This is a genomic window from Bradyrhizobium sp. WSM1743 (assembly GCF_000473065.1).
In the GTDB taxonomy this organism is placed as follows: domain Bacteria; phylum Pseudomonadota; class Alphaproteobacteria; order Rhizobiales; family Xanthobacteraceae; genus Bradyrhizobium.
This window is the reverse complement of sequence record NZ_AXAZ01000043.1, coordinates 1-24,015: the sequence shown is the minus strand read 5'-3', so window position 1 is coordinate 24,015 and position 24,015 is coordinate 1. Positions and strand designations below refer to the sequence as shown.

The 24,015-nt window shown below is 64.2% G+C and carries 19 protein-coding genes; 7 read left to right on the top strand and 12 right to left on the bottom strand.

From position 1 onward, the window contains the following. Positions 1-84: 84 nt before the first annotated feature. From YU9_RS0123695 to YU9_RS0123680, 4 genes are all read right to left on the bottom strand, one after another. Complete coding sequence (locus YU9_RS0123695; RefSeq protein ID WP_027575027.1) at positions 85-1,317, bottom strand: rhodanese-like domain-containing protein; 1,233 nt, start codon at positions 1,315-1,317, stop codon at positions 85-87. A 71-nt stretch (positions 1,318-1,388) separates the two neighbouring features. Beyond that, positions 1,389-2,585 (bottom strand): PepSY domain-containing protein, encoded by a 1,197-nt coding sequence (locus YU9_RS0123690; RefSeq protein ID WP_027575026.1) that lies wholly within the window; start codon positions 2,583-2,585, stop codon positions 1,389-1,391. A 2-nt stretch (positions 2,586-2,587) separates the two neighbouring features. Further along, on the bottom strand, positions 2,588-4,909 hold the full coding sequence (locus YU9_RS0123685) for a TonB-dependent siderophore receptor (protein ID WP_027575025.1): 2,322 nt from the start codon (positions 4,907-4,909) through the stop codon (positions 2,588-2,590). A 212-nt stretch (positions 4,910-5,121) separates the two neighbouring features. Beyond that, the gene (locus YU9_RS0123680; protein ID WP_027575024.1) at positions 5,122-6,006 is read right to left on the bottom strand and encodes a dihydrodipicolinate synthase family protein; all 885 of its coding nucleotides are present in this window, start codon (positions 6,004-6,006) and stop codon (positions 5,122-5,124) included. A gap of 178 nt (positions 6,007-6,184) precedes the next feature. Here YU9_RS0123680 and YU9_RS0123675 point away from each other — a divergent pair, with 178 nt between their 5' ends. Continuing rightward, positions 6,185-7,597, top strand: a complete 1,413-nt coding sequence (locus YU9_RS0123675; RefSeq protein WP_027575023.1) for an FAD-binding oxidoreductase — start codon at positions 6,185-6,187, stop codon at positions 7,595-7,597. 7 nt (positions 7,598-7,604) lie between these two features. Beyond that, on the top strand, positions 7,605-8,285 hold the full coding sequence (locus YU9_RS0123670; RefSeq protein WP_027575022.1) for a GntR family transcriptional regulator: 681 nt from the start codon (positions 7,605-7,607) through the stop codon (positions 8,283-8,285). Between the two features lie 6 nt (positions 8,286-8,291). On the opposite strand, the gene YU9_RS49170 is transcribed toward YU9_RS0123670, so the two are convergent. From YU9_RS49170 to YU9_RS0123640, 6 genes are all read right to left on the bottom strand, one after another. After that, positions 8,292-8,534, bottom strand: coding sequence for a hypothetical protein (locus YU9_RS49170; RefSeq protein ID WP_036017950.1), 243 nt, complete (start codon positions 8,532-8,534; stop codon positions 8,292-8,294). Between the two features lie 200 nt (positions 8,535-8,734). Beyond that, entirely contained in the window at positions 8,735-10,300 is a 1,566-nt protein-coding gene (locus YU9_RS0123660) for an ABC transporter substrate-binding protein (protein WP_027575021.1), read from the bottom strand. Further along, positions 10,297-11,355, bottom strand: coding sequence for an ABC transporter ATP-binding protein (locus YU9_RS42360; RefSeq protein WP_051380495.1), 1,059 nt, complete (start codon positions 11,353-11,355; stop codon positions 10,297-10,299). Before YU9_RS42360 ends, YU9_RS0123660 begins: the two co-directional genes overlap by 4 nt. Next, a complete protein-coding gene (locus tag YU9_RS0123650; protein ID WP_027575020.1) occupies positions 11,352-12,341 on the bottom strand; it encodes an ABC transporter ATP-binding protein in 990 nt (329 codons plus the stop codon). The genes YU9_RS42360 and YU9_RS0123650 overlap by 4 nt, the downstream gene beginning before the upstream one ends. After that, positions 12,338-13,231: an ABC transporter permease gene (locus YU9_RS0123645; RefSeq protein WP_027575019.1), complete on the bottom strand. Its 894-nt coding sequence runs from the start codon at positions 13,229-13,231 to the stop codon at positions 12,338-12,340. Before YU9_RS0123645 ends, YU9_RS0123650 begins: the two co-directional genes overlap by 4 nt. Positions 13,232-13,245: 14 nt before the next feature. Continuing rightward, positions 13,246-14,187, bottom strand: a complete 942-nt coding sequence (locus YU9_RS0123640) for an ABC transporter permease (RefSeq protein WP_027575018.1) — start codon at positions 14,185-14,187, stop codon at positions 13,246-13,248. Between the two features lie 206 nt (positions 14,188-14,393). On the opposite strand from YU9_RS0123640, the gene YU9_RS0123635 reads away from it, so the two are divergent. The 4 genes from YU9_RS0123635 (at position 14,394) to YU9_RS42355 (ending at position 20,082) form a co-directional block, all read left to right on the top strand. Next, positions 14,394-15,437, top strand: a complete 1,044-nt coding sequence (locus YU9_RS0123635) for a LacI family DNA-binding transcriptional regulator (protein WP_051380492.1) — start codon at positions 14,394-14,396, stop codon at positions 15,435-15,437. Further along, a complete protein-coding gene (locus YU9_RS0123630) occupies positions 15,434-16,846 on the top strand; it encodes an amidase (RefSeq protein ID WP_036017948.1) in 1,413 nt (470 codons plus the stop codon). The genes YU9_RS0123635 and YU9_RS0123630 overlap by 4 nt, the downstream gene beginning before the upstream one ends. An 83-nt stretch (positions 16,847-16,929) precedes the next feature. Continuing rightward, complete coding sequence (locus YU9_RS0123625) at positions 16,930-18,951, top strand: YgiQ family radical SAM protein (protein WP_027575015.1); 2,022 nt, start codon at positions 16,930-16,932, stop codon at positions 18,949-18,951. 558 nt (positions 18,952-19,509) lie between these two features. After that, positions 19,510-20,082 (top strand): cupin domain-containing protein, encoded by a 573-nt coding sequence (locus YU9_RS42355; RefSeq protein WP_198028289.1) that lies wholly within the window; start codon positions 19,510-19,512, stop codon positions 20,080-20,082. 162 nt (positions 20,083-20,244) lie between these two features. Here the strand turns inward: YU9_RS42355 and YU9_RS45110 are convergent, their stop codons facing one another. Continuing rightward, the gene (locus YU9_RS45110) at positions 20,245-21,078 is read right to left on the bottom strand and encodes a thioesterase family protein (protein ID WP_063623743.1); all 834 of its coding nucleotides are present in this window, start codon (positions 21,076-21,078) and stop codon (positions 20,245-20,247) included. Continuing rightward, the gene (locus tag YU9_RS0123610) at positions 21,075-21,896 is read right to left on the bottom strand and encodes a class I SAM-dependent methyltransferase (protein ID WP_084299043.1); all 822 of its coding nucleotides are present in this window, start codon (positions 21,894-21,896) and stop codon (positions 21,075-21,077) included. Before YU9_RS0123610 ends, YU9_RS45110 begins: the two co-directional genes overlap by 4 nt. Before the next feature lie 156 nt (positions 21,897-22,052). Here YU9_RS0123610 and YU9_RS0123605 point away from each other — a divergent pair, with 156 nt between their 5' ends. Then, positions 22,053-23,591, top strand: coding sequence for a winged helix-turn-helix domain-containing tetratricopeptide repeat protein (locus tag YU9_RS0123605; protein WP_027575012.1), 1,539 nt, complete (start codon positions 22,053-22,055; stop codon positions 23,589-23,591). Positions 23,592-24,015: the final 424 nt, after the last annotated feature.

Genomic DNA, 24,015 nt, shown 5'->3' with positions numbered 1-24,015 from the left:
CCCACTGTAGCCGGGCCGTCGCCCTTCGAGGGCCGAGGCGGCCGCCTCAGGGTGACGGAAACGGGTTCGCCCCCTTGGTCAGCATCAAATCACATAGAACCCGTGCGTGGCGTCGCGGCGGAGCTGCTCGACGAGGCCGTATTCCCAATCGAGATAGGCCTGCATCGCAGCTTCGGCCACATCAGTGCCTTCATAGGGGCGGCGGTAGCGGTGTGCCGGATCCGGCTTTGGCAAGATTTGCGGCGGGCCGACCTCGCGCGCACCGTCATAGCCGCCTTCGAGCACATAGACCTCCCAGCCCATCTGCGCCAGCCAGGACGCCGTCATGTCGGCGCGGACGCATCTGTCGTCGGTCAGGAGGATGCGCGCACCGCGCACGGGCGCGGCCATGTCGGTTTCCTGGACGAGCTGGCCGCCGGGATAATGGCGGAAGCCGGGGAGATGGCCGGTCGCATAGTCCTCGGCATCGCGCACGTCGAAGCGATAGAGCGTACGATGGGTCTGCGCGGCAAGCGCCGACATCTCGTTCGCGCCGATATGGCGAACACCGGCGCGATAGGCGACATCGCGGGCGTTGGCCGGGCCGCCCTCGAACGGGCCGATTGCGCCGCGCCTGTCGGCGCCGTGATCGAGCGCATGGCGCGCCAGCGTCCAGCCGATGGTGCCGTTGCGCAGCGCGCGAACCTTATTGGGCACGCCGGCATTGATCAGCGACTGGGTGCCGATGATGGAGCGGGTACGGCCGGCGCAATTGACGATGATGGTGGTTTCAGGATCGGGCGCGGCCTGCCCTGCCCGCAACACCAGCTCCGCGCCGGGCACGCTGACCGAGCCCGGGATGTTCATGGTCGCATATTCGTCGAAACGGCGGACGTCGAGGATGGCGATGTTGGCCTTATCGGCGACGAGCTTTGCCACCTCGTCGGCGCTGAGCGAGGGCGTGTGGCGGCGCGACTCGACCAGCTCGCCGAACGCTTTCGAGTAGGAATTGACGTCCTCGAAAACCTCAAAGCCCGCCGCGCGCCAGGCCGTCAGCCCGCCGTCGAGCGCGCTGATATTGGTGTAGCCGAGCGCGGCCAGACGCTCGGCTCCCATCGCGACCAGCCCCTCCCCGTCATCATAGAGCACGATCGGCACATCCTTGCGCGGCAGCCTGACCTCGGCCTCGACCGCGATCCGCTCGGCGGCCATGTTGGCGGCGAACAGCGGATGACCGGTCGCGAAGGCGGCCTCGTATCGGAGATCGAGCAGCGCGATCTCTTCGCGCAGGAGCAGTGCGCGGCGGATGGCGGCGGGGGTGACCGTTGGTAGCTTCATGGCATGGACCCTAGGAAGGACAGGCCATGGGCTTTTGGACGATTGAGAGCGCGTTGGCTAGCCTTCTCGGCTCATTCGCCGGGAACGAGCTGCCCGAGCGGCGGCTGCGCCGGGCGCCGCAGCTTGCGGCGCGACAGATAGAGCAGGATTCCCGTGACCGAGAACAGCGGCATCAAGGCGGCGGCAATCATGAAGACAAGCTTGCCCGGCCATCCCAGGATCGCGCCGCGATGGATGTCGTAGATCGCCGCGATGATCTTCTCGCCGAACGTCTTGTCGTCATAGCGCTCGGCGGAGACCAGCTGCCCGCTGGCCGCATCGATGCGAAATTCGTCGCGCGTGGTCTCGAGCGTCCTATCCTTCCCCCACGATCGGATCCGTATCACCGTGCCCGGGCCAGCCGGCAGCGTCAGCAGAGCCCTGGAGAAGCGACCGCCCTCCTCGCGCTGGAACGTCGTCCATGCCTGGTCGAATCCGATCGGCTGAGCCGGGTCGGCACGACCGGCCGCCCGCGGCGCCTTCGCGGACATTTTTGGCTGCATCTTCGCGGCAGAGACTTCTGGACGCGACAGCAGCCAGGCGACTCCATCCTTGTACCATTCGAAAGAGAACCACAGCCCGGTGAGCGTCATCGTCAGATAGATCGGGAGAACCCAGGTTCCGATCACGGTGTGCAGCGTCCGGTGCAGTCCGCGGCCGCTGAGCCCGAGATTTGGCTTCAGCCACATCTTCACGCTGCCGGCGCGACGCGGCCAGCGCAGCACGAGACCCGAGATGAGCATGACGATCAGACCGAGCGCGATCGTGCCGGTGATCGGGCGTCCCCAGCCCTTGCCGTCGCCTGGAATGAGCAGCCAGCGGTGCAGCTTGCGCACGGTCGCGAAGAAAGCCTCGCCGCGGGGCGAGCCCAGCACGTGCGCGTCATAGGGATCGACATAGAGCGAGGCCGGGCGTCCGCCCTGCTCGTCGCGGCCGAAGCGGACGTGGGCCGCCGCCGACGGATCGCTCGACAGCGTGACGGCCGAGACCTTGCCGAAATCCTGCGCCGCCTTCAGTCGCGCGACCAGCGCGTCCGGCATCAGTATGGGCGCCTGACGCGGCGCGACCTGCATGATGCCGGCGTTGAGATGATCGACGATCTCGTCCTCGAAACTCATGATCGCGCCGGTCAGCGCGATCAGGGACACCAGCAGCGCGAGGACCAGGCCCGCGATGGAATGGACCTGGAACAGGAACGCCTTGATCGTGTGTCCCCACCGCGCTGCCATGGCTAGAACTTCACCGTCGCCGACAACGAGACACGCCGCGCATCGCCGATGGCGACGTTGAGGGCGTTGCCGGTGGTGGATGTGTAGTAGACCTTGTCGAACAGGTTCTTGACGTTGAACTGATAAGTCACCGGCAAATTGTCGACCTTCGTGTCGTAGGTCGCAAAGATGTCCGCGACGGTGTATGCCGGCAGAAAGAACTTGTTGGCGGTGTCGCCGGGCCGGTCACCGACGTAGTGCGCGCCGCCGCCGAGCCGCAGGCGACCGGGGAGCGCGTCGCCGAAATCATAGACGAGATAGAGCGAGGCCGTGTTCATCGCGACGTTCAGCAGCTTTGCGTTGCCGACGACGGGATCATTGATCAGGCGCGCATCGGTATAGCCGTAACTTCCAATCATGCTCCACTGGTCGGTCAGCTTGCCGGTAACATCCAGTTCGACGCCGCGCGACCGCGCAGCACCAGAGGTGCGCGCAGCCGACTTGCCGTTGCCGATGTCATCAAGCACCAGCACGTTCTTCTTCTCGATGTCGTAGACCGCCAGGGTGCCTGACAGCCGCTTGTTGACATCGAACTTCAGCCCGGTCTCCCACTGCGTTCCCTGTTCGGGCGCAATGGTGGAGTCGACGACGAAGCCGGTGGTGAAAGCCGCAATGGTCGAGGTCGGCTTCAGCGACTGCGTATAGCTCACGTAGTACGAGAGCTGCTCGTTCAGCTTGACGATGACGCCGCCGAGCGGCAGCACCTTGTCGCCTACGAGATTGGTGTTCGTGACGAAGACAGGCCGGCCCTTTCCTGCGAGCTGCTCGTATTCCATCCAGCGGACGCCCCCAACTACCGACAGCCAGTTGGTCAGATGGAAGGTGTCCTGAGCAAAGAAGCCGCGGGTGGCGAGCTTGTCGGTCTGCTCGCTGTCGGTTGCCGAAACGGTCGTTCCCGGCACGACCAGTCCGTAGACCGGGTTGTAGAAATTGAAGCTCGGCGTCACCTGCCGAATCAAGTCGTGGCGATCGATCGTGCGATACAGCGCCTCGCCTCCGAACAGGATCTCGTGGCGGAAGCCGCCCATCCAGACGTCGCCCTGCAAATAGGCGGTGCCGTAGCTGGCGTTGCTCAGCGAGTTACGGGTGCCGTCGTTGCTGCGGGTCTCGACGCCGGTCGTGGCGTTGACATTGGTGATGCGGAGCTGATTGGCGCTGAAGGTCTCGGTGTTGTAGCTGTAAGCCGCGGTGACCTTCCAATTGTCGTCGAGTTTCTGCTCGACCGAAGCCTGCATCAGGTCGGAGGTGCCCCACATATTGTTGAAAGGCTCGTCGAGCCGGCGCGTCGCCGGGATCGCCAGCGGCGCTCCCTTGACGAAGGACGTGCCGCGGTCGAACGGAGTGATGAACTCACGGTGCTCATAGGTGAGCTGAACCGTCGTGGTGTCGCCGTACCAGGCCAGCGACGGGTTCACCAGCATTTCCCTGTGCCGGCCGAAATTGCGCCAGTAATCCTCGCTGACGCCATAGCCAATGAAGCGATAGGCAAGCCCCCGGTCGCCGATCGGGCCGGTGACGTCGAGCAGGCCGTCGGCGCCGGTCTTGGAGGCACTGAAGGCCGAGCCGAGCAGCGTGACCGAGCCATGCTGATAGAGCTCCGGACGCTTGCTGATGGTGTTGACGATGCCGCCGGGATCCATGATGCCGTAGAGCAGAGAGGCCGGGCCCTTCAGCACCTCGACGCTTTCGACGGCACGGTTGAGGCTGCGGCCCTGCACCAGCGGCATGCCGTTGCGCATGATCGAGCCGTCGCGATTGTCGCCAAAGCCGCGACGGATGACGGCGTCCTGGGTGCCGGCGAGCGTGTTGGTCTGGGTGATGCCTGAGACATTGCCGAGCGCGTCGTCGATGTTGCGCGGCAGCTGATCCTTCAGCACCTGCTCGGGCACGACATTGACGGCTTGCGAGGTGTCGAGCGGCGAGGCGCCACTGCGCAGCGTGGTCGCGCTCGGCATCGCGCGGTAGCCGAGCTTTGCGGCTTGCTGTGCGGCAGCCTCCGCGGCCGCGCGCTCTGAGAGCGTCGGCGCGGCGGGTGCCGTATTGCGATTACGCTGGCGCGCGGCGGCTTGCGTGCGGCGCGAAGACTGGTCCGACGCCCGCGCTGGCTTCGGCCGCAGCGTCGGCGCCTCCACCGTCACCGGCGGCAGGGCCGATTGCGCCTGCGCACTCGTCATGTTGGAGGGGCATTCGGCGAGCAGCACAGCCGCTCCGATGAGAAGACCGGCACGGCTCTTGCCGGCACGAGTCCGATGGCCGCTGTCGCGGACATCCAGATGAGCACGCACGTTCGATTCACTTCCAGGTCAGACGCTGCATTGAAGCTTGCGCGTCTAACAGCCGCTATGCGTGAAGAGAACCGTAAGCGGACTTGAATCGCTCTAGTGTTGAATCGTTCTAAGAACGGAGCGGCGCTGAACAGCAATCTCCAATTGCCGTCATGCCGAGCGCGGCACGCAGCACGCGAATTCGCGGCCGCGCGTCGCGATCTTGCGCAGGCTCACGCGAGGGCAGGCGCGATCAACGCGTCGAGCTTCCGCTTGAACGCAGTGCCGTCGGACAAGGCACGGAGCGGCGGGCGCACGCGCAACCAGGCTGCATCGCCGGTCTGTGCCGCAAGGATCGCTTTCAGCGTCGCGGTGAACGACGGCGTCTTCAGCACGACGTCAATCGCAGCCTGCATGCGCGCTTCGACATCCTTTCCGTCGACCATGCCCTTGACCAGCTCAGGCACGACGTTGGCCATGCCGCAGATGGTACCGGCGCCGCCGGCAGCGATCGCGCGGGCGATATCGGCTTCGTTGCCGACGGTGATGGCGAGCTCGGGAGCTGCGGCACGGAAGGCCTGGAACTGCTTGAAGTCGCCGCTGGAGTCCTTCAGGCCCGCGACCTGCTTGCCATAACGCTTGCGCAAGCTCGCGGCGACGCTGGCAGGGATCGCAACGCCCGATGTCTGCGGGATGTGATAGAGATAGGCGCGCAGCCGGTCGTCGGCGATGCCGTCGATGATCGCGGCAAAGGCATCCTCGATACCTTCCGGTGTGACACCGCGATCGAAGTAGGGCGGCAGCAGCAGCACGTGACGCAGGCCGAGGCCGAGCACGGCGCGCGTGAGCGCGATGCTATCGGTGATGGCAGGAAAGCCGCCGCCCAGTCCAATACGCTCCGGCGCGATGCCGGCCTTGAGCATCGCTTCGATGGTCGCGACGCGTTCGCTGACATTGAATGAGGTGCCTTCGCCGGTGGTGCCGAACAGCACGACGCCATCGACACCCTCGCTGAAGAGGTGCTTGGCGTGGCCGGCGAGCCGGGCGTGATCCACGCTACCATCGGCCGCCAGCGGCGTCGCCGACGCCATCCAGAACCCGCGAATTGCCTCCATCATCACACCGCCTTTTGCTGCCATCCCGAACTAAGCCGCTGATCTCCAACGATCTTTCGCGCTTACCCGGACCTTGTTTTTGCTTTACTTTTGCTCTTGTACCTTACATACAAGAAGTGCGCAAACCCTTTCCACCGTCCCGGCGCGCGTGAGGCGCAGCCGAATCCAGAGGAGGTCTCGCATGAACATGGTGACCCCAATTGAAGGCCCCGACCAAGTGCTCGGCGCGTTGCGCGACAGGCTCGGTGCGGCCGCCGTGCTTGTTGGCACTGATGTGCCCGCCCGCAATTGCAACGACTGGAGCGCGAGCCTGCCGCAAACCCCGCTTGCGGTAATCCGGCCGCTCGACGCGCAGGGCGTCGCCGATGCGATTGCGACCTGCCGGCAGGCGCGACTGCCCTTCGTGCCGCAGGGTGGCTTGACCGGGCTGTGCCGTGGCGCTTCGCCCGAAGCGGGCTGGGTCGCGATCTCGCTGGAGCGCATGACCGGCGTCGAGGAGATCGATCGCGCGTCCGCAACGATGACGGTGAAGGCCGGCACGCCGCTGGAGACGATCCAGAAGGCTGCGGACGAGGCCGGCTTCTTCTTTCCGCTCGACCTCGGCTCGCGCGGTTCCTGTGCGATCGGCGGCAATCTTTCGACCAATGCCGGCGGCAACCGCGTGATCCGCTACGGCATGACGCGCGAGCTGGTGCTTGGCCTGGAAGTGGTGCTGCCCGACGGCACCATCATCACCAATCTCAACAAGCTGATGAAGAACAACGCGGGCTATGACCTCAAGCATCTCTTCATCGGCTCGGAAGGCACGCTCGGCATCATCACACGCGTCGTGCTGAAGCTGTTTCCGAAACCACGCTCGACCATGGCCGCGCTCTGCGCGCTGAAGGATTATGCTGCGGTGATCGCGCTGCTCGGCGCGGCACGCAGCGGGCTCGGCCCGCTGCTGTCGGCGTTCGAGGTGATGTGGCCGGATTATTGGGACGTCATCACGACGCGCGCCGGGGTGAAGCCGCCGGTCGCAGCGGGTCACGGCCTCTACGTGCTGGTGGAAGCGCAGGGCACCGACGAGAGCATTGATGCGCCGCGCTTCCAGAGCTGGCTCGAAGAACTGATGGAGCACGGACTGCTCGCCGACGCCGCTGTGGCGCAGTCGCTGGCGCAGACGCAAGCCTTCTGGCGCGTGCGCGACATCTGCGCCGAGTTCGGCCAGGTGCTGGGGCCGCACATCTCCTACGACATCGGCCTTGCGGTGGCACACATGAACGAGTTCGTCACGCGCTGCAAGGCCGCGCTCGCGGACGGCATCAAGGGCTGCGAGAGCGTCTATTACGGCCATATCGGCGACGGCAATCTGCATCTCGTCTCCTGGGTCACCGGGTTCTCCGTCGCGCAGCAGCCCAAGGAGGAGATGGACGCGATCATCTATGGTCTCGTTCGCGAGATGGGCGGCAGCGTCTCCGCCGAGCACGGCATCGGCATGCTGAAGAAGCAGTGGTTGGGCCATGCCAGGAGCGAGGCCGAGATCGCGCTGATGCGCACCCTGAAGGCTGCGCTCGATCCCGATCACCTGCTCAATCCCGGCAAGGTGATCTGAGAGCACCATGCGCTCGCTCAAGCTCGATCCGCCGAAATCGCTGGCGCAGCGCGTGATGCAGCGGCTGCGCCAGGCCATCATCGAGGGCGAGTTCGCGCTCGGCGCTGCCATCTCCGAGGAGATGGTGGCCAGCTCCTTCGGCGTCAGCCGCACGCCGGTGCGCGAGGCGATGGGACAGTTGCAGGCGCAAGGCCTCGTCGTGATCCGGCCGCAGGTCGGCAGCTTCGTGTTCACGCCGAGCGCCGAGGACATCAATGCGCTCTGCACTTTCCGCATCGCGCTGGAGCCCAAGGCGGCCGAGCTCGCCTTCCGCCACGATCGCGACGGCGCGATCGCAGCAACGAGCGCAGCGATTGCGGCGATGGAGCCGGCGGTCACCGCGAAGGACAACATCGCCTATGGCCGCGCCGATGCCGCCTTCCACGAGGCGCTGTTCACCCATTGCGGCAACCGCTATCTCGCCGAATCCTATCAGCTCGTCTCTGGCCGTGTCGCCGCGCTCCGCACCAATTTGACCTCACCGATAGACGTGCGCACCCGCACGTCCTTCGACGAGCATCGCAAGCTGCTCGATTTGTTCGCACGCGGCGAATTCGCCGCCTTCGAAGACCTGATGACGACGCACATCACCAATTCGGGCGTGGTCTATGCCAAGGCGTTGAAAGTAGAGGCGCTGAAGGTCGGCTGAGCGCCGTTACGTCCCGTCCTTCGGTCCCGGCCTATCCAGGAAATCCAGCGCGGTGTTGATCTGTTCGAGTTGATGCTCGATCCTGTCGCGGTCCTCGACGGCATGCGCCTTCTCGAGTTCCTCAACGAGCCTCTGCTTCCGCATCAGCAAGTTCTCTATGACCGTACCCACGGTTCCCCCATCGGCCGAGGCTGGCGTCCCGGCGAATTTCGTTGCACGCACGAGCGCCACGATCGTGAAGGCGCGCACAGGCCGGGCTCGTGTCGAACCCATCAATCAGAATGTCTCTGCGAGCAGTTGGTTCCTGCCCCCGACAGTCAGTCCGTCACACGGATGGGAACTCTCGGCTGACCGCGACGAGGCGATGCCCGCGAGCTCTACACAACCCGGGGGGCGGCTGATGGTGGGCTGCCAGGCGATCGCAGATTGCGACGCCTGGCGGGATCGCACTATTTCTTGGTGATATTCCAGTAGACTGGGACCGCGCCTTTCACGATGCCGTCGACATTGCCGCGGACGGCCCGCACCAGGTAAAGCTGTGCAGCCGGCCAATACGGCACATAGTCAACAGCGCGGAGCTGGAGGTCGGCTGCGATCTTCCTTTTCTGCTCGGGATCTGTCGCAAACGCGAATTCGTTGCGCAACTTCTCGATTTGCTCGTCGCAGGGCCAGCCAAACCAGGCCTTGTCACAATTTGCGCGCAGCCCAAGGTGGCCGACCGGCTCGAACATGTCGGCACCTGTTGGTCCCGACATGAACAGCGACCAGCCGCCCTTGTCGACGGTTTCCTTGGACGCGCGGCGTCCGACCAACGTGCCCCAGTCCATCGCCTGCGGCTCGACCTTGAGACCGATCTGCCGCATCAGCTGCTCGGCGACGAGGCTGAACGTATTGGTCGGCCCGCTTTCGGTCGCGTGCAGCACCACAACCGGCGTGCCGTCATAACCACTCTCGACAATCAGCTTCTTGGCTTTTTCGATATCAGGCTTGGTCCAGCCCGCGGCGGTGAAATAGGGCGACGAGCACATGTAAAAGCTCGGGCAGTTCTTGTAGAGCTTGGGATCGCCGACATAGGCTCGCGCGAATTTCTCCTGGTCGATCATGTAGCTGATCGCCTGGCGGACCTTTGGATTGTTGAACGGCGGGACCGTCGTGTTCATGCGGAACACCATTTGCATGCCGAGCGTGTCCTGCGGCATGGTCTTGATGTCGGAGTTGCCGGCAAGTGTCGGCAGAAAATCCGGCGGCACCTCCTCAAAAATATCGATCTCACCGGCCTGCAGCGCATTCAGCGCGGTCTGCGCGTCCGGGATGTAATGCCATTCGACGCGGTCGACCTTGGCGAGCTTGCCGCCGGCAAGCCCGCTCGCCGGCTCCGAGCGCGGTTTGTAGGACGGGTTCTTGACATAGACGACCTTGGAGCCCGGCACCCATTCGTCCTTCTTCATGATGAAGGGACCGGAGCCGGTCGCATCCGTGATGGCGGTATCCGCCGGCGTCGCCGCGATCGCCTTCGGCATGATGAAGGGCACGTTGGAGCTCGGCTTGGAGAGCGCCTCGATCACCAGCCCCCACGGGCGCTTGAGCTTCAGCTCGAAGGATTTTTCGTCCCTGACCGTCAGGCTGTCGCTGACGGAGGCAAGCTGTTGGCCAAGGCCATCGCGCTGCCACCAGCGCTTCAGCGATAGGACTGCATCCTCCGCGGTGACCGGCTGGCCGTTGCTGAAGGTCAGGCCGCCGCGCAGCGTGAAGGTATAGGTGAGTTGATCGCTGCTGACCGCAAATGACTCCAGCATCTGCGGCTGCGCGACGAGCTTCTCATCCAGCGAGAACAGCGTGTCGTAGACCATATAGCCGTGGTTACGAACCATATAGTCGGACGTGATCACGGGATCGATCTGCTTGAGGTCGCCGAAGGGGCGGATCTTGAGCACCGTCTCCGCAGCGGCAGGCGACATTGCACCCAGCAAGCCTGCTGCGACCATCACGGCAAATGTTCTGTTCGGCCAGTTCATTTTGCTACTCCTCCCATTGATCGTTTCTTGTTGACTGCATCGGTGGCCACAGCCCAGCCCGGACGCGAAGCGCCGCAGCGCGGCAGCGACTGTGCGTGGTGACATGCGACGGCATGCCCGGGCGCGATCTCGGTCATCGCTGGCGCTTCTTTCGCGCAAATGTCCGTCGCGAACGGACATCGCGTGCGGAAGCGGCATCCGGACGGCAGCGAAGCGGCGCTTGGCACCTCGCCTTCGAGAGCCGCGCGGCGGCGCCGGTTGCGCGGATGGATTGCGGGGACCGAATCGATCAACGCGCGCATATAGGGATGCGCCGGCGCAGCGAACACGGCCTCCGCCGGCCCCTGCTCGACGATGGCGCCGAGATACATCACCGCCAATTCGTCCGCGAGATAACGCACCACCGCGAGATCATGCGAGATGAAGAGATAGGAGATCCCGATCTCCCGCTGCACCTCCTTCAGGAGGTTCAGGATTTGAGAGCGAATCGACACGTCGAGCGCGGCGACCGCCTCGTCCGCGACGATCAGCGCAGGATCTGCGGCGAGCGCCCGCGCGATGCCGAGGCGCTGCCGTTGTCCGCCCGACAGATGATGCGGCAGACGTGTGCGAAAGTGTTGGGGCAGGCCGACCTGGTCGAACAGCCGCGCGACCTTGCGCCGTCGCGACATGGCATCGCCGATGCCAAAATTCAGCAGGGGCTCTTCGACGATCTCCGCCGCCGTCATGCGCGAGTTGAGGCAGGCATAGGGATCCTGGAACACCATCTGCACCTGCCGGCGCTTCTTCCGCAGCGTTTCGCCGGACAGGCTGCCAAAATCCTCGCCATTGATGCGGACGGAGCCGGCCGTCGGCTGCAACAGGCGCACGACCATGCGACCGATCGTGGTCTTGCCGCAGCCGCTTTCGCCAACGAGGCAGAATGTGCGTCCGCGCGCCACAGCGAAACTGACGTCGTCGACCGCGCGAAGTTCGCGCCGGCCGAACAGGCCGAACGGCCCCTTCCGTGAGGTGAAGATCTGGGTCAGGCCGGAGACTTCGAGGACAGCACTCATGCGGGCCGCTCCGCGCCGGCCCTGCCCAGCCAGCATGCCGTCAGGTGCTCGCCTGCGCCCGACAACAGCGGCAGCTCGGACTGACACACCGGCATTGCCTCGCAGCAGCGTTGGCGAAAGGCGCAGCCGGTGCCGAGCGAGGCCGGGCTCGGCACGCTGCCAGGAATCTCGGCGAGACGATCGCGGGTGCCGCTATTGAGTTGGCCGATCGCACCAAGCAGGCCGCGCGTATAGGGATGGGCCGCGGCATCGAAAATGTCGTTGACACCGGCCTGCTCGACGATGCTGCCGGCATAGAGCACGACAACACGGTCGGCCATTTCCGCGACCACCCCGAGATCGTGCGTGATCAGCAGCACCGACGTGCCGAACTCGCGACGCAGATCGTCGATCAAGGTCAGGACCTGGGCTTGGATGGTGACGTCGAGTGCGGTGGTCGGCTCGTCGGCGATCAGCAATGCGGGCCGCAGAGCGAGCGCCATCGCAATCATCGCCCGCTGCCGCATCCCACCGGAGAGCTGGTGCGGATATTCGGAGGCCCGCCGTCGCGCATCGGGAATGCGGACGAGATCGAGCAGCCCGATCACCTGCCGCCGCGCGTCCGCCTCGGACACGCCACGATGCTCGACGATCACCTCGGCGATTTGCTCGCCAACCCGCAACAGCGGATTGAGCGACGTCATCGGCTCCTGGAATACCATGGCGAGACGGTCGCCTCGGAGCTTGCGCATCTCCTCAGCGCCGAGCGTGACGAGGTCGCGCCCTTCGAACAGGATGCGGCCGGAAGCGACCTGCATGACGTTGCGGTTGAGCAGACCAATGATGGAGAGCGCGGTCAGGCTCTTGCCGCAGCCGCTCTCGCCGACGAGGCAGAGCGTTTCACCCGGATCGATCGCGAATGAGACGTTGCGAACGAGCGGCACCGAAGCGCCTCGCGCCTTGAGCGCGATCGAGAGGTTCTCGACGGAGAGCAGCGGCGCACTCATCGCATCTCGCCTCCCCCGAGGCTCGGATCGAGCAGATCGCGAAGGGCATCACCGAGCAGGTTGGCGGCGAGCACCGTGATCGCCAACATCAAAGCGGGAAAGCCGAGGATCCAGGGCGCGATCTGGAGGAACTGCCGGCCCTCCGACATCATGTTGCCCCAGCTCGGCACATCAGGCGGCGTGCCCGCGCCGAGAAACGACAATATCGATTCCAGGATCATCGCGGATGCAAAGACGTAGGTCGACTGCACCATGATCGGCCCGGCGGCGCCGGGCAGGATGTGACGGCGCAGGATGGTCGTGGCGCGTCCGCCGCAGGTGATGGCGGCCTCGACATAAACGCGTTCACGCAACATCAGGACGCTGGCGCGCACCACACGCGCCATACGGGGAATTTCGGGCAGGCTGATCGCCGTGACGATCACGAGAGGCGAAGCGCCGATCAGGGCCACGAGTGCGATCGCGAGCAGGATCGCGGGGATCGCCATGACCGCATCCATCGCGCGCATGACGACCTTGTCGACGCCGCGGAAGTAGCCGGCGACGACGCCGATGCTCACGCCGATCAGGGTGGTGAGACTCGCGACGGCAAAACCGACCGACAGCGAGACGCGCGTTCCCCACAGCGCGCGGGCGAACACGGGCCGACCGACCTGATCAGTGCCGAATGGCTGCGCGAGCGAGGGCGATTGAAGCCGGCTCAGCGGGTCAAGCGCGGCGGGATCTGCAGTGACCCACGGGCTGACCACGGCCAGCGCTCCGAAGGCGAGGAGCAGTGCGCAGCTTAGAGCCAGCATCGGATGGCGAACCGGCAGGCTCGCGATCCGCGCAAACCGGTTGAGGCGGATGTCCGGCGGATCGAGCCCTTCTGCTGCGGAGGTGATCGTCATCGGCTCGCCCCGCATCAGTACCGGATCCTCGGATCGACGACGGCGTAGAGAATGTCGACCACGAGATTGACGACGACATAGACGAAGGCGAACAGCAGGATCAGGGCTTGCACCACCGGATAGTCGCGCCGGAGGATCGAGTCGGCCGTCAGCCGGCCGAGGCCGGGGATTGAAAACACGGTCTCGGTGACGACGACGCCACCAAGCAGCGCGGCGAATCCGATGCCGACGACCGTGATGATCGGGACCGCGGCATTGCTGAGCACGTGCCGCGCGATGATCTTGCGAGCCGAGAGCCCCTTGGCATGGGCGGTGCGGACATAATCTTCGCGCAGCACCTCCAGCACCGCGGCGCGCGTCACCCGCGCGATCAGGGCAATATAGAGGAAGGAGAGCGAGATCGCGGGCAGCACCAGCGAATGCAGGCAGGCCAATACGCCCTGCGACAACGGCTTGTAGCCCTGCACCGGAAACCAGTGCAGGCCGAGCGCGAGCGTATAAACGAGCGCGAAAGCGACGACGAAGACCGGCAGTGAAAAGCCGAGCACCGCACCCGCCATCGTCATGCGCGCGACGAGTCCCCTGGGACGATAGGCCGCGACGAGGCCAAGCGGCACGGCGACGACGACCGCAATCGTGATCGTCATCAGAGACAGAAGCAGCGTCGGCTCGATGCGCTGCGCGACAAGCTGCGAGACCGGGATGCGGCTGAACAGCGACAGACCGAAATCGCCGCTCAACATGCGTCCGGCCCATGCGAGGAAACGCTGCAGCAGCGGCAGATTGAGTCCCAGCGCCTGGCGGACTGCCTCCACCTGCTGCGGTGAGGCGAAGTCGCCGGCGATCAGCACGGCGGGATCGCCCGGCACGAGGCTCAGCAGCAGGAAGACGAATACCGCGACGGCGAGCAGCACGGGTACCGCCGCGAGCAGCCGGCCTAGCACATAGCCGGTCATGCCGCGCCCTCCGGCCCGCGCATGCGGTCCGGCGATTGCCGAACGCAATCCACGCTCCGCACCGTTGCCTCCCCGAGTTAGTTAAACGTTTTTCTAGTGAAGCACGATCGCCCGTCATCCGCAACATGTTCGCGCCTATTTAGCAGCAATTTTACTTGCATAGGGCCGATCGCAACGATACAGAAATCGTTTAACAGGAGGAGCTGATGTCGGGAGGGCCGCTGCCCACCATCCATGAGGTCGCGCGGCTGGCCGGCGTTTCCGTCGCCACCGTGTCGAAGACGCTCAACCGGTCGGGCAAGGTCAGCGAACTGCTCCAGGAGCGCGTCAATGCGGCAGCACAGAAGCTCGGCTATGCGCCGCATGCCAGCGCCCGCAGCCTGCGCAGCGGCGCCACGCGCATCCTCGGGCTGCTCGTGGCGGATCTCGCCAATCCCTATTTCCTGAGGCTCGTCGAGAGCATCGAGCGGTTGTCGAGCGCCGCGGGCTATTCGGTCATTCTCTGCAACAGTGCCGAAGACCCCGCGCGCGAGGAGCGGCATCTTGCCATGCTGCTGTCGCAGCGCGCCGACGGCGCCATCGTCATCCCAACCCGGCGCGGCTGGAGCGGACGCCAGGCCGCGCTTGCGAACCTGCCGATGCCCGGCATTCTGGTGGACCGACGCATCGAGGGGCTCGATCTCGATTCGGTCACGACCGACAATGTCGCGCTGGGACGGCTCGCGGCCGAACATCTCGACGATCTCGGTCATCGCCGCATCGCCGTGATCATGGGCTCGCCCGAGCATCAGATCGCGCGCCACCGGCTCGATGGACTGAGAAGCGGCTTGGCCTCGCGCGGCGTCACGCTCGACGAACGGCTGATCGAGAAGGACAATTTTTCGGAGGCCGCCGGTCATGCCGCTGCATTGCGGCTGCTCGGCCATGCGCAGCGGCCGACCGCGATCTTCGCCACCAACAATCATCTGTCGCTCGGATTGCTTCGCGCCATTGCCGAGCGCGGGCTCTCGATTCCCGACGACCTCTCCGTCATCGCGGTGGACGAGCTTCCATGGGCCGGGCTGGTGCGGCCCGGCATGACCGTCGTAACGCAGCCGTCCGAGGCGATCGCCGAGACCACGGTCTCGACCTTGCTGTCGCGCATTTTGGAGGGACGCTCCGGCGCCGAGGACGAGGCGAGGTCGATCCAGCTTCAGCCGGCGCTCGTGGTGCGCGGGTCCACCGCCGCGGTCCGGACATCATCGACATGAGTGCTGCATCCGGCCTGGCGCCCCATACCGACCCTCTTGCGCTGTCCGCCGTCGATGCCATCGCCGAGATTCGCAGAGGCCATCTGTCACCGCTCGATGTCGTCGATGCCGCAATCGACAGGATCGAGGCGACGGATGCGGCGATCAACGCGATTCCGGTTCGCTGCTTCGAGGCCGCACGCGGTGAAGCGCGGCGGCTGATGGAGAGAAAGGCCGCCGGCGAAGACTGGCCGCTTCTCTGCGGCCTTCCGCTCGCGGTCAAGGACAATACCGATGTCGCGGGCGTGCCGACCAGCGGCGGCAGCGCACTGACGGCCCGCCGCCCTCCGGACGTATCGAATCCGGCCGTCGATCGCCTGCAGCGCAACGGTGCGATCGTTGTCGGCAAGAGCAATCTGTCGGAGCTCGGCGGCGCCAACACCACCAACGCGCTGTTCGGCGCGACGCGCAATCCGTTCTTTCCCGCGCTGACTTCGGGAGGCTCATCCGGCGGATCGGCGGCAGCGCTGGCCGCGCATCAGATCTATCTCGGCCATGGCAACGATGTCGGCGGCAGCCTGCGCACGCCGGCCGCGTTCTGCGGCGTTGCGGGGCTGAGGCCCACACCGGGCCTCGTGCCGAGAAAGCCGCTCACCGATCCCTTCGACACCGTCTTCGTCGAAGGGCCGATGGCGCGGACGATTCCCGATCTTGCCCTGATGCTGGATGCGATGACCGGCTTTCATCCGCCTGATCTGCTGTCACGCGAGCAACCCGCGTCATTTCGAAACGCCGCCGCACAGCCGGGATGGGCGGGACGAATCGCCGTGTCCGAGGACCTCGGCCTGCTGCCGGTCGATCCGGACATTCGCTCCGGCTTCCGCGGCGCGATCGATCGGCTGCAGCGCGCCGGCTGCGAGATGAGCGAGACCGCACCTGATATCGCCGGGCTGCCGCGCGTGATCCGCGCTCTGCGCGGTCTGGCTTATCTTGCCAGCTGGGGCAGACTTTGGCCGCAATCGCGCGACCGCTTCACACCCGAGGTTGCCGGCGACATCGCACATGGCGAAAGCCTGTCCGCGAGCGACATCGCGTCTGCGATCGAGCAGCGGGCGGCGATCTACCGGCGCATGCAGGACTTCTTCATGGAGTTCGACATCCTGATCTGCCCGACCACGCAGGTCGCGCCGTTCCCCGTCGAGATCATGTGGCCGGACGAGATCGAGGGCACCGCATCGGAGAGCTACATCGACTGGATCATGATCACCTATGTCTGGTCGATCCTCGGCTGCCCCGCGCTCGCGGTGCCCGCCGGCCGCGACCAGGCCGGCATACCGGTCTCCTTGCAGATCGTCGGCCCGCCCCACAGCGAGGCGCGCCTGATCTCCTTCGCTGCCCGGATCGAGCAGGCGTTTTCCTCGCGGCCGTGAGGAACGGCGCGACCGCGCGGAACCGGATCTTTCACGCGCCCGTCGGTTGATTTCGTGGCCCCGGAGCCCTATGCGTAGGCGCCATGGACACCCAGATGATCACCGCCGAAAAGCCGCTGATGGCCCGGGCGCAACCGCGCAAGCCGGCACCGTTCCTCCCGATGAGCCGCGCCGAGATGGATGCGCTCGGCTGGGACGCCTGCGACATCGTGCTGGTGACCGGGGATGCCTATGTCGACCATCCGAGCTTCGGCATGGCGATCATCGGCCGGCTGCTGGAGGCGCAAGGCTTTCGCGTCGGCATCATCGCGCAGCCGGACTGGCACTCGGCCGAGCCATTCAAGGCACTCGGCAAGCCACGCGTGTTCTTCGGCGTCACCGGCGGCAACATGGACTCCATGGTGAACCGCTACACCGCGGATCGCCGCCTGCGCCACGACGACGCCTATACGGCGGGCGGCGAAGGCGGCAAGCGGCCGGACCGCTGCACCATCGTCTATGCCCAGCGCTGTCGCGAGGCGTTCAAGGATGTGCCGATCGTGCTCGGCGGCATCGAGGCCTCGCTGCGCCGGATCGCGCATTACGACTACTGGTCCGACAAGGTGCGCCGCTCGGTGCTGGCCGACGCCAAGGCGGACTTGCTGCTCTACGGCAATGCCGAGCGCGCCGTCGTCGAGGTGGCGCAGCGACTCGCCGCCGGCGAGGCACCGCGCGAGCTCGACGACATCAGGGGTGTCGCGCTGTTCCGGCGCGTGCCCGAAGATTACACCGAGCTGCACGCCGACGATCTCGATTCCGCCGACGAGGGCGCATCGCGTCAACGCGGGGCCACCGTGATCCGCCTGCCGGCGCTGGAGCAGGTCGAGCAGGACCGCGAGGCCTATGCCCGCGCATCGCGTGTGCTGCACCGGGAGAGCAATCCCGGCAACGCACGGCCGCTGGTGCAGCGCCACGGCGATCGCGATCTCTGGCTCAACCCGCCGCCGATCCCGCTCACCACCGAGGAGATGGACGCGGTCTACGATCTGCCTTACGCCCGCGCCCCGCACCCGTCCTATGGCGACGCACGCATCCCCGCCTGGGAGATGATAAAGTTCTCGGTGACGATCATGCGCGGCTGCTTTGGCGGCTGCACCTTCTGCTCGATCACCGAGCATGAGGGCCGCATCATCCAGAACCGCTCGGAAGGCTCGATCCTGCGCGAGATCGAACGCATCCGCGACAAGACACCGGGCTTCACCGGCGTCATCTCCGACATCGGCGGCCCCACCGCCAACATGTACCGGATGGCGTGCAAGGATCCGAAGGTCGAGGCGGCGTGCCGGCGGCCGTCCTGCGTCTTCCCCGAGATCTGCCCGAACCTCAATACCTCGCATGACGATCTGATCCGGCTCTATCGCAAGGTGCGCGAGACCAAAGGCATCAAGAAGGTGATGGTCGCCTCCGGCGTGCGCTACGATCTTGCGGTCGAGAGCCCCGAATACATCAAGGAGCTCGTCACCCATCACGTCGGCGGTTACCTCAAGATCGCGCCTGAACATACCGAGCGCGGCCCGCTCGACAAGATGATGAAGCCGGGCATCGGCGCCTATGACCGCTTCAAGCGGATGTTCGACGCCGCGGCCGAGCAGGCCGGCAAGAAATATTACCTGATCCCCTATTTCATCGCGGCGCATCCGGGCACGACCGACGAGGACATGATGAACCTCGCGCTGTGGCTGAAGAAGAACCGCTACCGCGCCGACCAGGTGCAGACCTTCCTGCCCTCGCCGATGGCGACCGCAACCGCGATGTACCACACCGGCGTCAATCCCTTGCGCGGCGTACGCCACGGCGGCAGCGACAAGGTCGATGCGATCAAGGGCCTGCGCCAGCGCCGCCTGCACAAGGCGTTTTTGCGCTACCACGATCCCGACAACTGGCCGGTGCTGCGCGAGGCCTTGATCGAGATGGGCCGCCGCGACCTGATCGGCTCGCAGCCCCACCAGCTCGTCCCCGCGCACCAGCCGCCCGGCACCGGCAAGGCCGCCGGCACCAAGCGCCCCGTTCGCCCCGGCGGCAAGACGCAGCGGTTCACGACCAAGGGCGTGCGGGTGATGAAGTAGCGGGCGAGCGCCGGATCAGGTCCGGATCGGCGTGGCGCTTTCGCACCTCCAAAACAAAAATGTCGAAAACAACCCCATGCACAGTAGCCGGGGGCAGCAAAATCAACGGCTTAGAGTGCGATGAGATGGGATGGATCATCATCGCGGCTCAGCTCGTTGATCGAGCGTGATGTTTTTGGAAGACAACTGCGCATCTTGCTGATTTTGCGAAACTGTTGCACCGTCGGGCAAAACAGGAGCAGGATGGCAGCATCGGAAGAGCCAGGATAGGGCGAGCCCCTTCCGCTGCTCCGTAATCAACATCCTCGAGCTTCACACCACGTCCCGCGCGGGCGATACCGCTTTTTGGCGCGCTGCAGAAGCTGGTGTTCCTGGTCGCCAGTTCGCCTGACAGCCAGCAACGTCTACGAAATAACCGCCGCAGACTCTGCCCTGCCCGCACCGCGCTCAAAGTGCCCCCTCTCTTGGTTCACTGTGCGCATCGACGTCAGCTTTCCAGGGCAAGGCGGAAGTCAGCCGTCTTGAACGGGAGAGGCGGCTTGTGACCCCAAGCCGTCTTTGGCCACGGGCGTCGCTCGTGGTGCAGCATTCTGCTATTGTGGCTTTTTCATTGTTGAATATCGGTCAATGGAGCGCATGATGCCAAACAGCAAGGAGATCGGGGCGAAGTCGCACAACCCGGTGCCGCAGGGCTATGTGCTTGGTGCCGGAGAGGGTGAGCACCTGATCCATTTTCGTGATGGCGGTAACATCTTCATCAAGGCCGACCCCATAACGGGGTCCAATAATCTTGGCCTCGGCATTCAGCAGCTACCCAAGGGGTCAGGCATTCCGGTTCACCGACACCTCGACAGGGACGAAGCCTTCTACGTTCTGGAAGGCAGTGGCACGGTCACACTCAACGATGTGCGTCACTCTTGCGAAAGAGGTGGAACGATTTTCATACCCACGAACACGTGGCATGGTTTCAGTAGTCCAGATCAGGAATTGGTTCTGCTGTGGATCATGGTACCCCCAGGCCTCGACGGTTTCTTTCGCGAAACCTGCAGCCGACCCGGCGAACCGCGAAAGGAATGGACGCGGGAGCAGATCAACGCGATCGCTCTCAAATATGGGCAAGAATTCAGGTAGGCGGGCTCAAACATTTGCTCACAGGAGCTAAGACGCTGAGGCCGAAATTGGCCCTACCCAGACCTCCCGGGAAAGCAGCGCTTACGTCGGCTGCTTGAGGACAGGTGGACTCATAATGCGCGCCGCGAGATATTCCGAGTCTGCCCCTGAGCAGACACGTGCCTATGCGAACAGCGCAAGCGTCTGCCTCCCAACAAGGATCGGTTCGCCAGTCGAATTCCAGATTGTCACCGATTCGGTCGTATAGCCGTTGCGCGCACTTTCGGCAGAAGTGCGCAGAAGCCACCAACCGTTTTCCGTAGTTGGCTGCTCGGACAGGTAGTGAACGGCCCATGTCATGGTGCTCAACGGAGGCATCTCACGGACCCGTGCCATCATTGCGGGAGCGGCGGCGTCGGCTATTGCGGTCAGCATGGGTAAACTTACGTTCTTTGCGTCGTCGCGAAACCTGTACCATAGCAATGTGGTTGGATCTTCAGCCTCGCTATAGGGTACGCTGCCACCAGCGAAGCCGGCATCAAAGTGCTGCGCAAATTTAGGCTTTCGCGGAAACGGCCGACAAAGATCGGGGTGGGCGACGGCCGGCGCTGTTATGCCTTGGAATGAATGGGCCGAATGACGCCCTTGCGCGAAACACAATGTGGCGCGCGTCGCGAGGCCGCTTTCGCCTGACAGGTCAGTGGAAACGAATGCTGCGGATTTCCCCCTACGCAACAATTCTGCGCGGATTCTAACGGTTCCGGAATGAGGAGCCATCAGCGCGAATTGGGCTGACCGCAGTGGCGGAAGGTCGGTGAACTCGCGCGCTGCCGCTTCGAGACAAAGAGCCGCGGTAAGGCCGCCGAATAGCGTGCGTCCCTGCCGCCAATCTTCTCCAGGACATGCGGTCCAGGCTCCTTCGTGGCGCTCCATCGCGCTCGTCAGCACAGAATAGCTGGTCGATCTACGCTCTGCGCTGGCGTCCGCAGTGGTGAGCGGTTGCGTGGCGCAGGTCATGGCTTTGTACCCCAGGCTTGCACCAGCAGGCGTTCGACGATCAGGGTATCCGGATCGGACAGGTGCTCGACCAATGCTTGCTTGTGGACGGCGAACTCGCGAGCGCTAAAATGCCCGAGTGTCAGTATTTTTGTGTGCAGTGCCTCAAGCATCGCGAGCGCATCCATCCTCCGGGTGTCGCCCCGTTCAGTGATCGCAGCATGCACCTTCGTCGAAATGTTCTGGACACCGGCCTCGCGCAAGAGCCTTGGCAGCGATCGCCCGGTCGAGATCGTGCCGCCATTGGCCTCAAACGCTTCGCGGTATGCGTTGGAGAGCGCGGCCCATGAGGGATGATCGGGGTAGCAAGCATACGAAATACGATCATAGTCTTGCAGTGCGATCTTTCCACCCGGCTTGAGCAAAGCAAGCATCTGATCGATGATCGCCTTCTGGTTCGCAACAGGCACGTTAATCAGAAGCAGCCGTTCGTGAACCAGATCGAACGACGCCGGCTCCAGTTCGACAGTGAGCGCATCACCCAGCACCATGCGCACGTTACGGAGGCCGCGCCGCGCGATCACTGATCGTCCAATATCGAAGAACCGCTTGTCGCGCTCGATGCCGACGACAGCACCCGAATCTCCAACCCGCTGTGCCAGCAGATCAAGAATGCCGATCGGGCCGCAGCCGATGTCGGCAGCTTTCCAGCCCCGCTGCACGCCAATACTGTCGAGCAACCATGTGGCCTCAGGTGCAATCGCACGAGCCTGGCTCTCCAGGCGCTCTATTTCGTGAGAATTGTCGTCGAACACATAAGCCGCTGACTGAATTGCCATTTCTGCCTCCCGTGCGGACCTGCCGAAAGATCTGCTTCGTTGGCGAGAGTGGCTGAGCGCCAAGCCGTTTGCTTAAGGACGGTCTTTGGGTTTCCTTGGCATTTTCTGAGGGTCGGCTATGTTGCGGCTCGCAAAGAGCCGCTGAGGGGTAGCCCGTTGCTCTATCTCTTTGATGATTGCACGATCGACGCCTCCCGCAGGGAGGTACGCCGAGCCGACAAGTCGATTCCGGTAGAACCGAAGGTCCTTGACCTGGTGCTCTACCTGCTTGCGAACCGCGACCGGTTGGTATCGAAAGATGAACTGGTGTCAGCGGTGTGGAATGGCCGCATCGTGTCCGATTCGGCGATATCCGCGTGCATCCACTCTGCCCGAGTCGCGCTCGGAGACGCGGGAGCTGGCCAGAGGCTCATCAAGACTTTTCCGCGCAAGGGTCTTCGCTTCATCGGAAAGGTGAGGGATACGCCCTCACCATCGATCCCGCCAACGAGCGTTCCTGCGTTGGCACTTCCAGACAGGCCTTCAGTCGCTGTCCTCCCATTCGTAGCCGAGCCGGACCAGAGTTACTTCGCCGACGGCGTCGTTGATGAGGTCATCCTGGCGCTGTCGCGGATGCGCTGGCTGTTCGTGATCGCACGCAATTCGAGCTTCACTTACAGGGATCGGGTGGTCGATGTCAGGCAGATCGGCCGTGAGCTTGGTGTCCGTTATGTCATTGAAGGTAGCGTACGCAAATCTAGCAACCGCGTGCGCATCACTGCACAGCTGATTGATGCGGAATCGCGGCTGACACTCGCTGGTCACCGCTGCGACGGTGTCCTCGGTGACATCTTCGAGCTTCAGGACACGATTGTATCGGAGATGATTGCGGTCATTGCACCCAAACTCGAAGCAAACGAAATCAATCGGACCAGGCGCAAGCCGACAGAAAATCTCGATGCCTACGATCTCTATTTGCGAGGACTAGAAAGCTATTATCTCTGGACCCAGCCAGCGCACGAATTGGCACTGTCATTTTTCAAGCAGGCATTCGCGCTTGATGACAATTTTGCTGCAGCGTGCGGCATGGCCGCGCGTTGCTATACCAGCCGGAAGGTGAACGGCTGGATGGTAGACCGAGAAGCCGAGGTATCGGAGGCCCGGCGTCTCTCGAGGCAAGCGGTAGCGCTCGGGGGTGACGATGCAGTCGCATTGACCGCTGCCGGCTTTACCAATGCGCACGTCCTCAGCGAAAAGGCCGCCGGCAGGGCTCTCGTCGAGCGAGCGTTGCGGCTCAATCCGAACTATTCAGTCGCCTGGTATTGCGCCGGTTGGATCGACGTCTGGCTTGAAGACGCTGCGAGCGCGCTCGAGAAATTCGGCTATGCCATGCGTTACAGCCCCATCGATCCCCTGATGTTCAACTTTCACGCGGGGATAGCGTCGGCTCATTTCGTTGCCGGGCGCCTCGACGATGCGCGCCTCTACGCGATGAAGGCGATCGACGGGCGGCCTTCTTTCGTAACCGCACTGCAAATCGCGGCAGCAACCAGTGCGCTGGGTGGACGACTGGCAGAGGCTCGCGAGCATGTCGCGGCGCTGCGAAGGATCAATGGTGACCTTCGGGTGGGAAACGCAGCCGATCGCTTCAGCCTCCACCCAAATACATTGAGCAAGCTGATGGAAGGTCTGCGGCTTGCGGGCATGCCGGAGTGATTGACCTGGCGACCGGGCCGGTCGAATGTATCGACTGCCATATGTCTGCTGTTGGCCCGCGGCTGAGCCTAACCCAGAGCGCCGCGAGGTCTGTTTCTTGAAGGTGACCCGAACGGGCATGCAAGCTGACCAAGGCAGCCTTTGACCCTAATGTATGGTCCGGCCGTGCGGTGCAAGAAGATTTCGACGATGCGGTAGATACGGTCTTGCATCAATGTATCCGGCCTCTGCTTGGAGCGGAGTGCTCCGGGCCATCATGGATATCAGCACGCATGTGATCTGGTTAGCGGACAGGCCTCGACCGGGCCATTTGGGTCACCAGGGTTCGCATGCGTCGGGAAGACCGATTCTCCATCGTCGTGTCATCCTCTCGCAGACCTCGGCGGGTAAGGTGTTGTTACGTCATCGATAGCTCCTCACTTCG

Excerpts from the sequence above, each read along its gene's own strand:
- YU9_RS0123695 (WP_027575027.1), bottom strand. The coding sequence starts at position 1,317 with ATGAAGCTACCAACGGTCACCCCCGCCGCCATCCGCCGCGCACTGCTC.
- YU9_RS0123690 (WP_027575026.1), bottom strand. The coding sequence starts at position 2,585 with ATGGCAGCGCGGTGGGGACACACGATCAAGGCGTTCCTGTTCCAGGTC.
- YU9_RS0123680 (WP_027575024.1), bottom strand. The coding sequence starts at position 6,006 with ATGATGGAGGCAATTCGCGGGTTCTGGATGGCGTCGGCGACGCCGCTG.
- YU9_RS0123675 (WP_027575023.1), top strand. The coding sequence starts at position 6,185 with ATGAACATGGTGACCCCAATTGAAGGCCCCGACCAAGTGCTCGGCGCG.
- YU9_RS0123670 (WP_027575022.1), top strand. The coding sequence starts at position 7,605 with ATGCGCTCGCTCAAGCTCGATCCGCCGAAATCGCTGGCGCAGCGCGTG.
- YU9_RS0123660 (WP_027575021.1), bottom strand. The coding sequence starts at position 10,300 with ATGAACTGGCCGAACAGAACATTTGCCGTGATGGTCGCAGCAGGCTTG.
- YU9_RS42360 (WP_051380495.1), bottom strand. The coding sequence starts at position 11,355 with ATGAGTGCTGTCCTCGAAGTCTCCGGCCTGACCCAGATCTTCACCTCA.
- YU9_RS0123650 (WP_027575020.1), bottom strand. The coding sequence starts at position 12,341 with ATGAGTGCGCCGCTGCTCTCCGTCGAGAACCTCTCGATCGCGCTCAAG.
- YU9_RS0123645 (WP_027575019.1), bottom strand. The coding sequence starts at position 13,231 with ATGACGATCACCTCCGCAGCAGAAGGGCTCGATCCGCCGGACATCCGC.
- YU9_RS0123640 (WP_027575018.1), bottom strand. The coding sequence starts at position 14,187 with ATGACCGGCTATGTGCTAGGCCGGCTGCTCGCGGCGGTACCCGTGCTG.
- YU9_RS0123635 (WP_051380492.1), top strand. The coding sequence starts at position 14,394 with ATGTCGGGAGGGCCGCTGCCCACCATCCATGAGGTCGCGCGGCTGGCC.
- YU9_RS0123630 (WP_036017948.1), top strand. The coding sequence starts at position 15,434 with ATGAGTGCTGCATCCGGCCTGGCGCCCCATACCGACCCTCTTGCGCTG.
- YU9_RS0123625 (WP_027575015.1), top strand. The coding sequence starts at position 16,930 with ATGGACACCCAGATGATCACCGCCGAAAAGCCGCTGATGGCCCGGGCG.
- YU9_RS45110 (WP_063623743.1), bottom strand. The coding sequence starts at position 21,078 with ATGACCTGCGCCACGCAACCGCTCACCACTGCGGACGCCAGCGCAGAG.
- YU9_RS0123610 (WP_084299043.1), bottom strand. The coding sequence starts at position 21,896 with ATGGCAATTCAGTCAGCGGCTTATGTGTTCGACGACAATTCTCACGAA.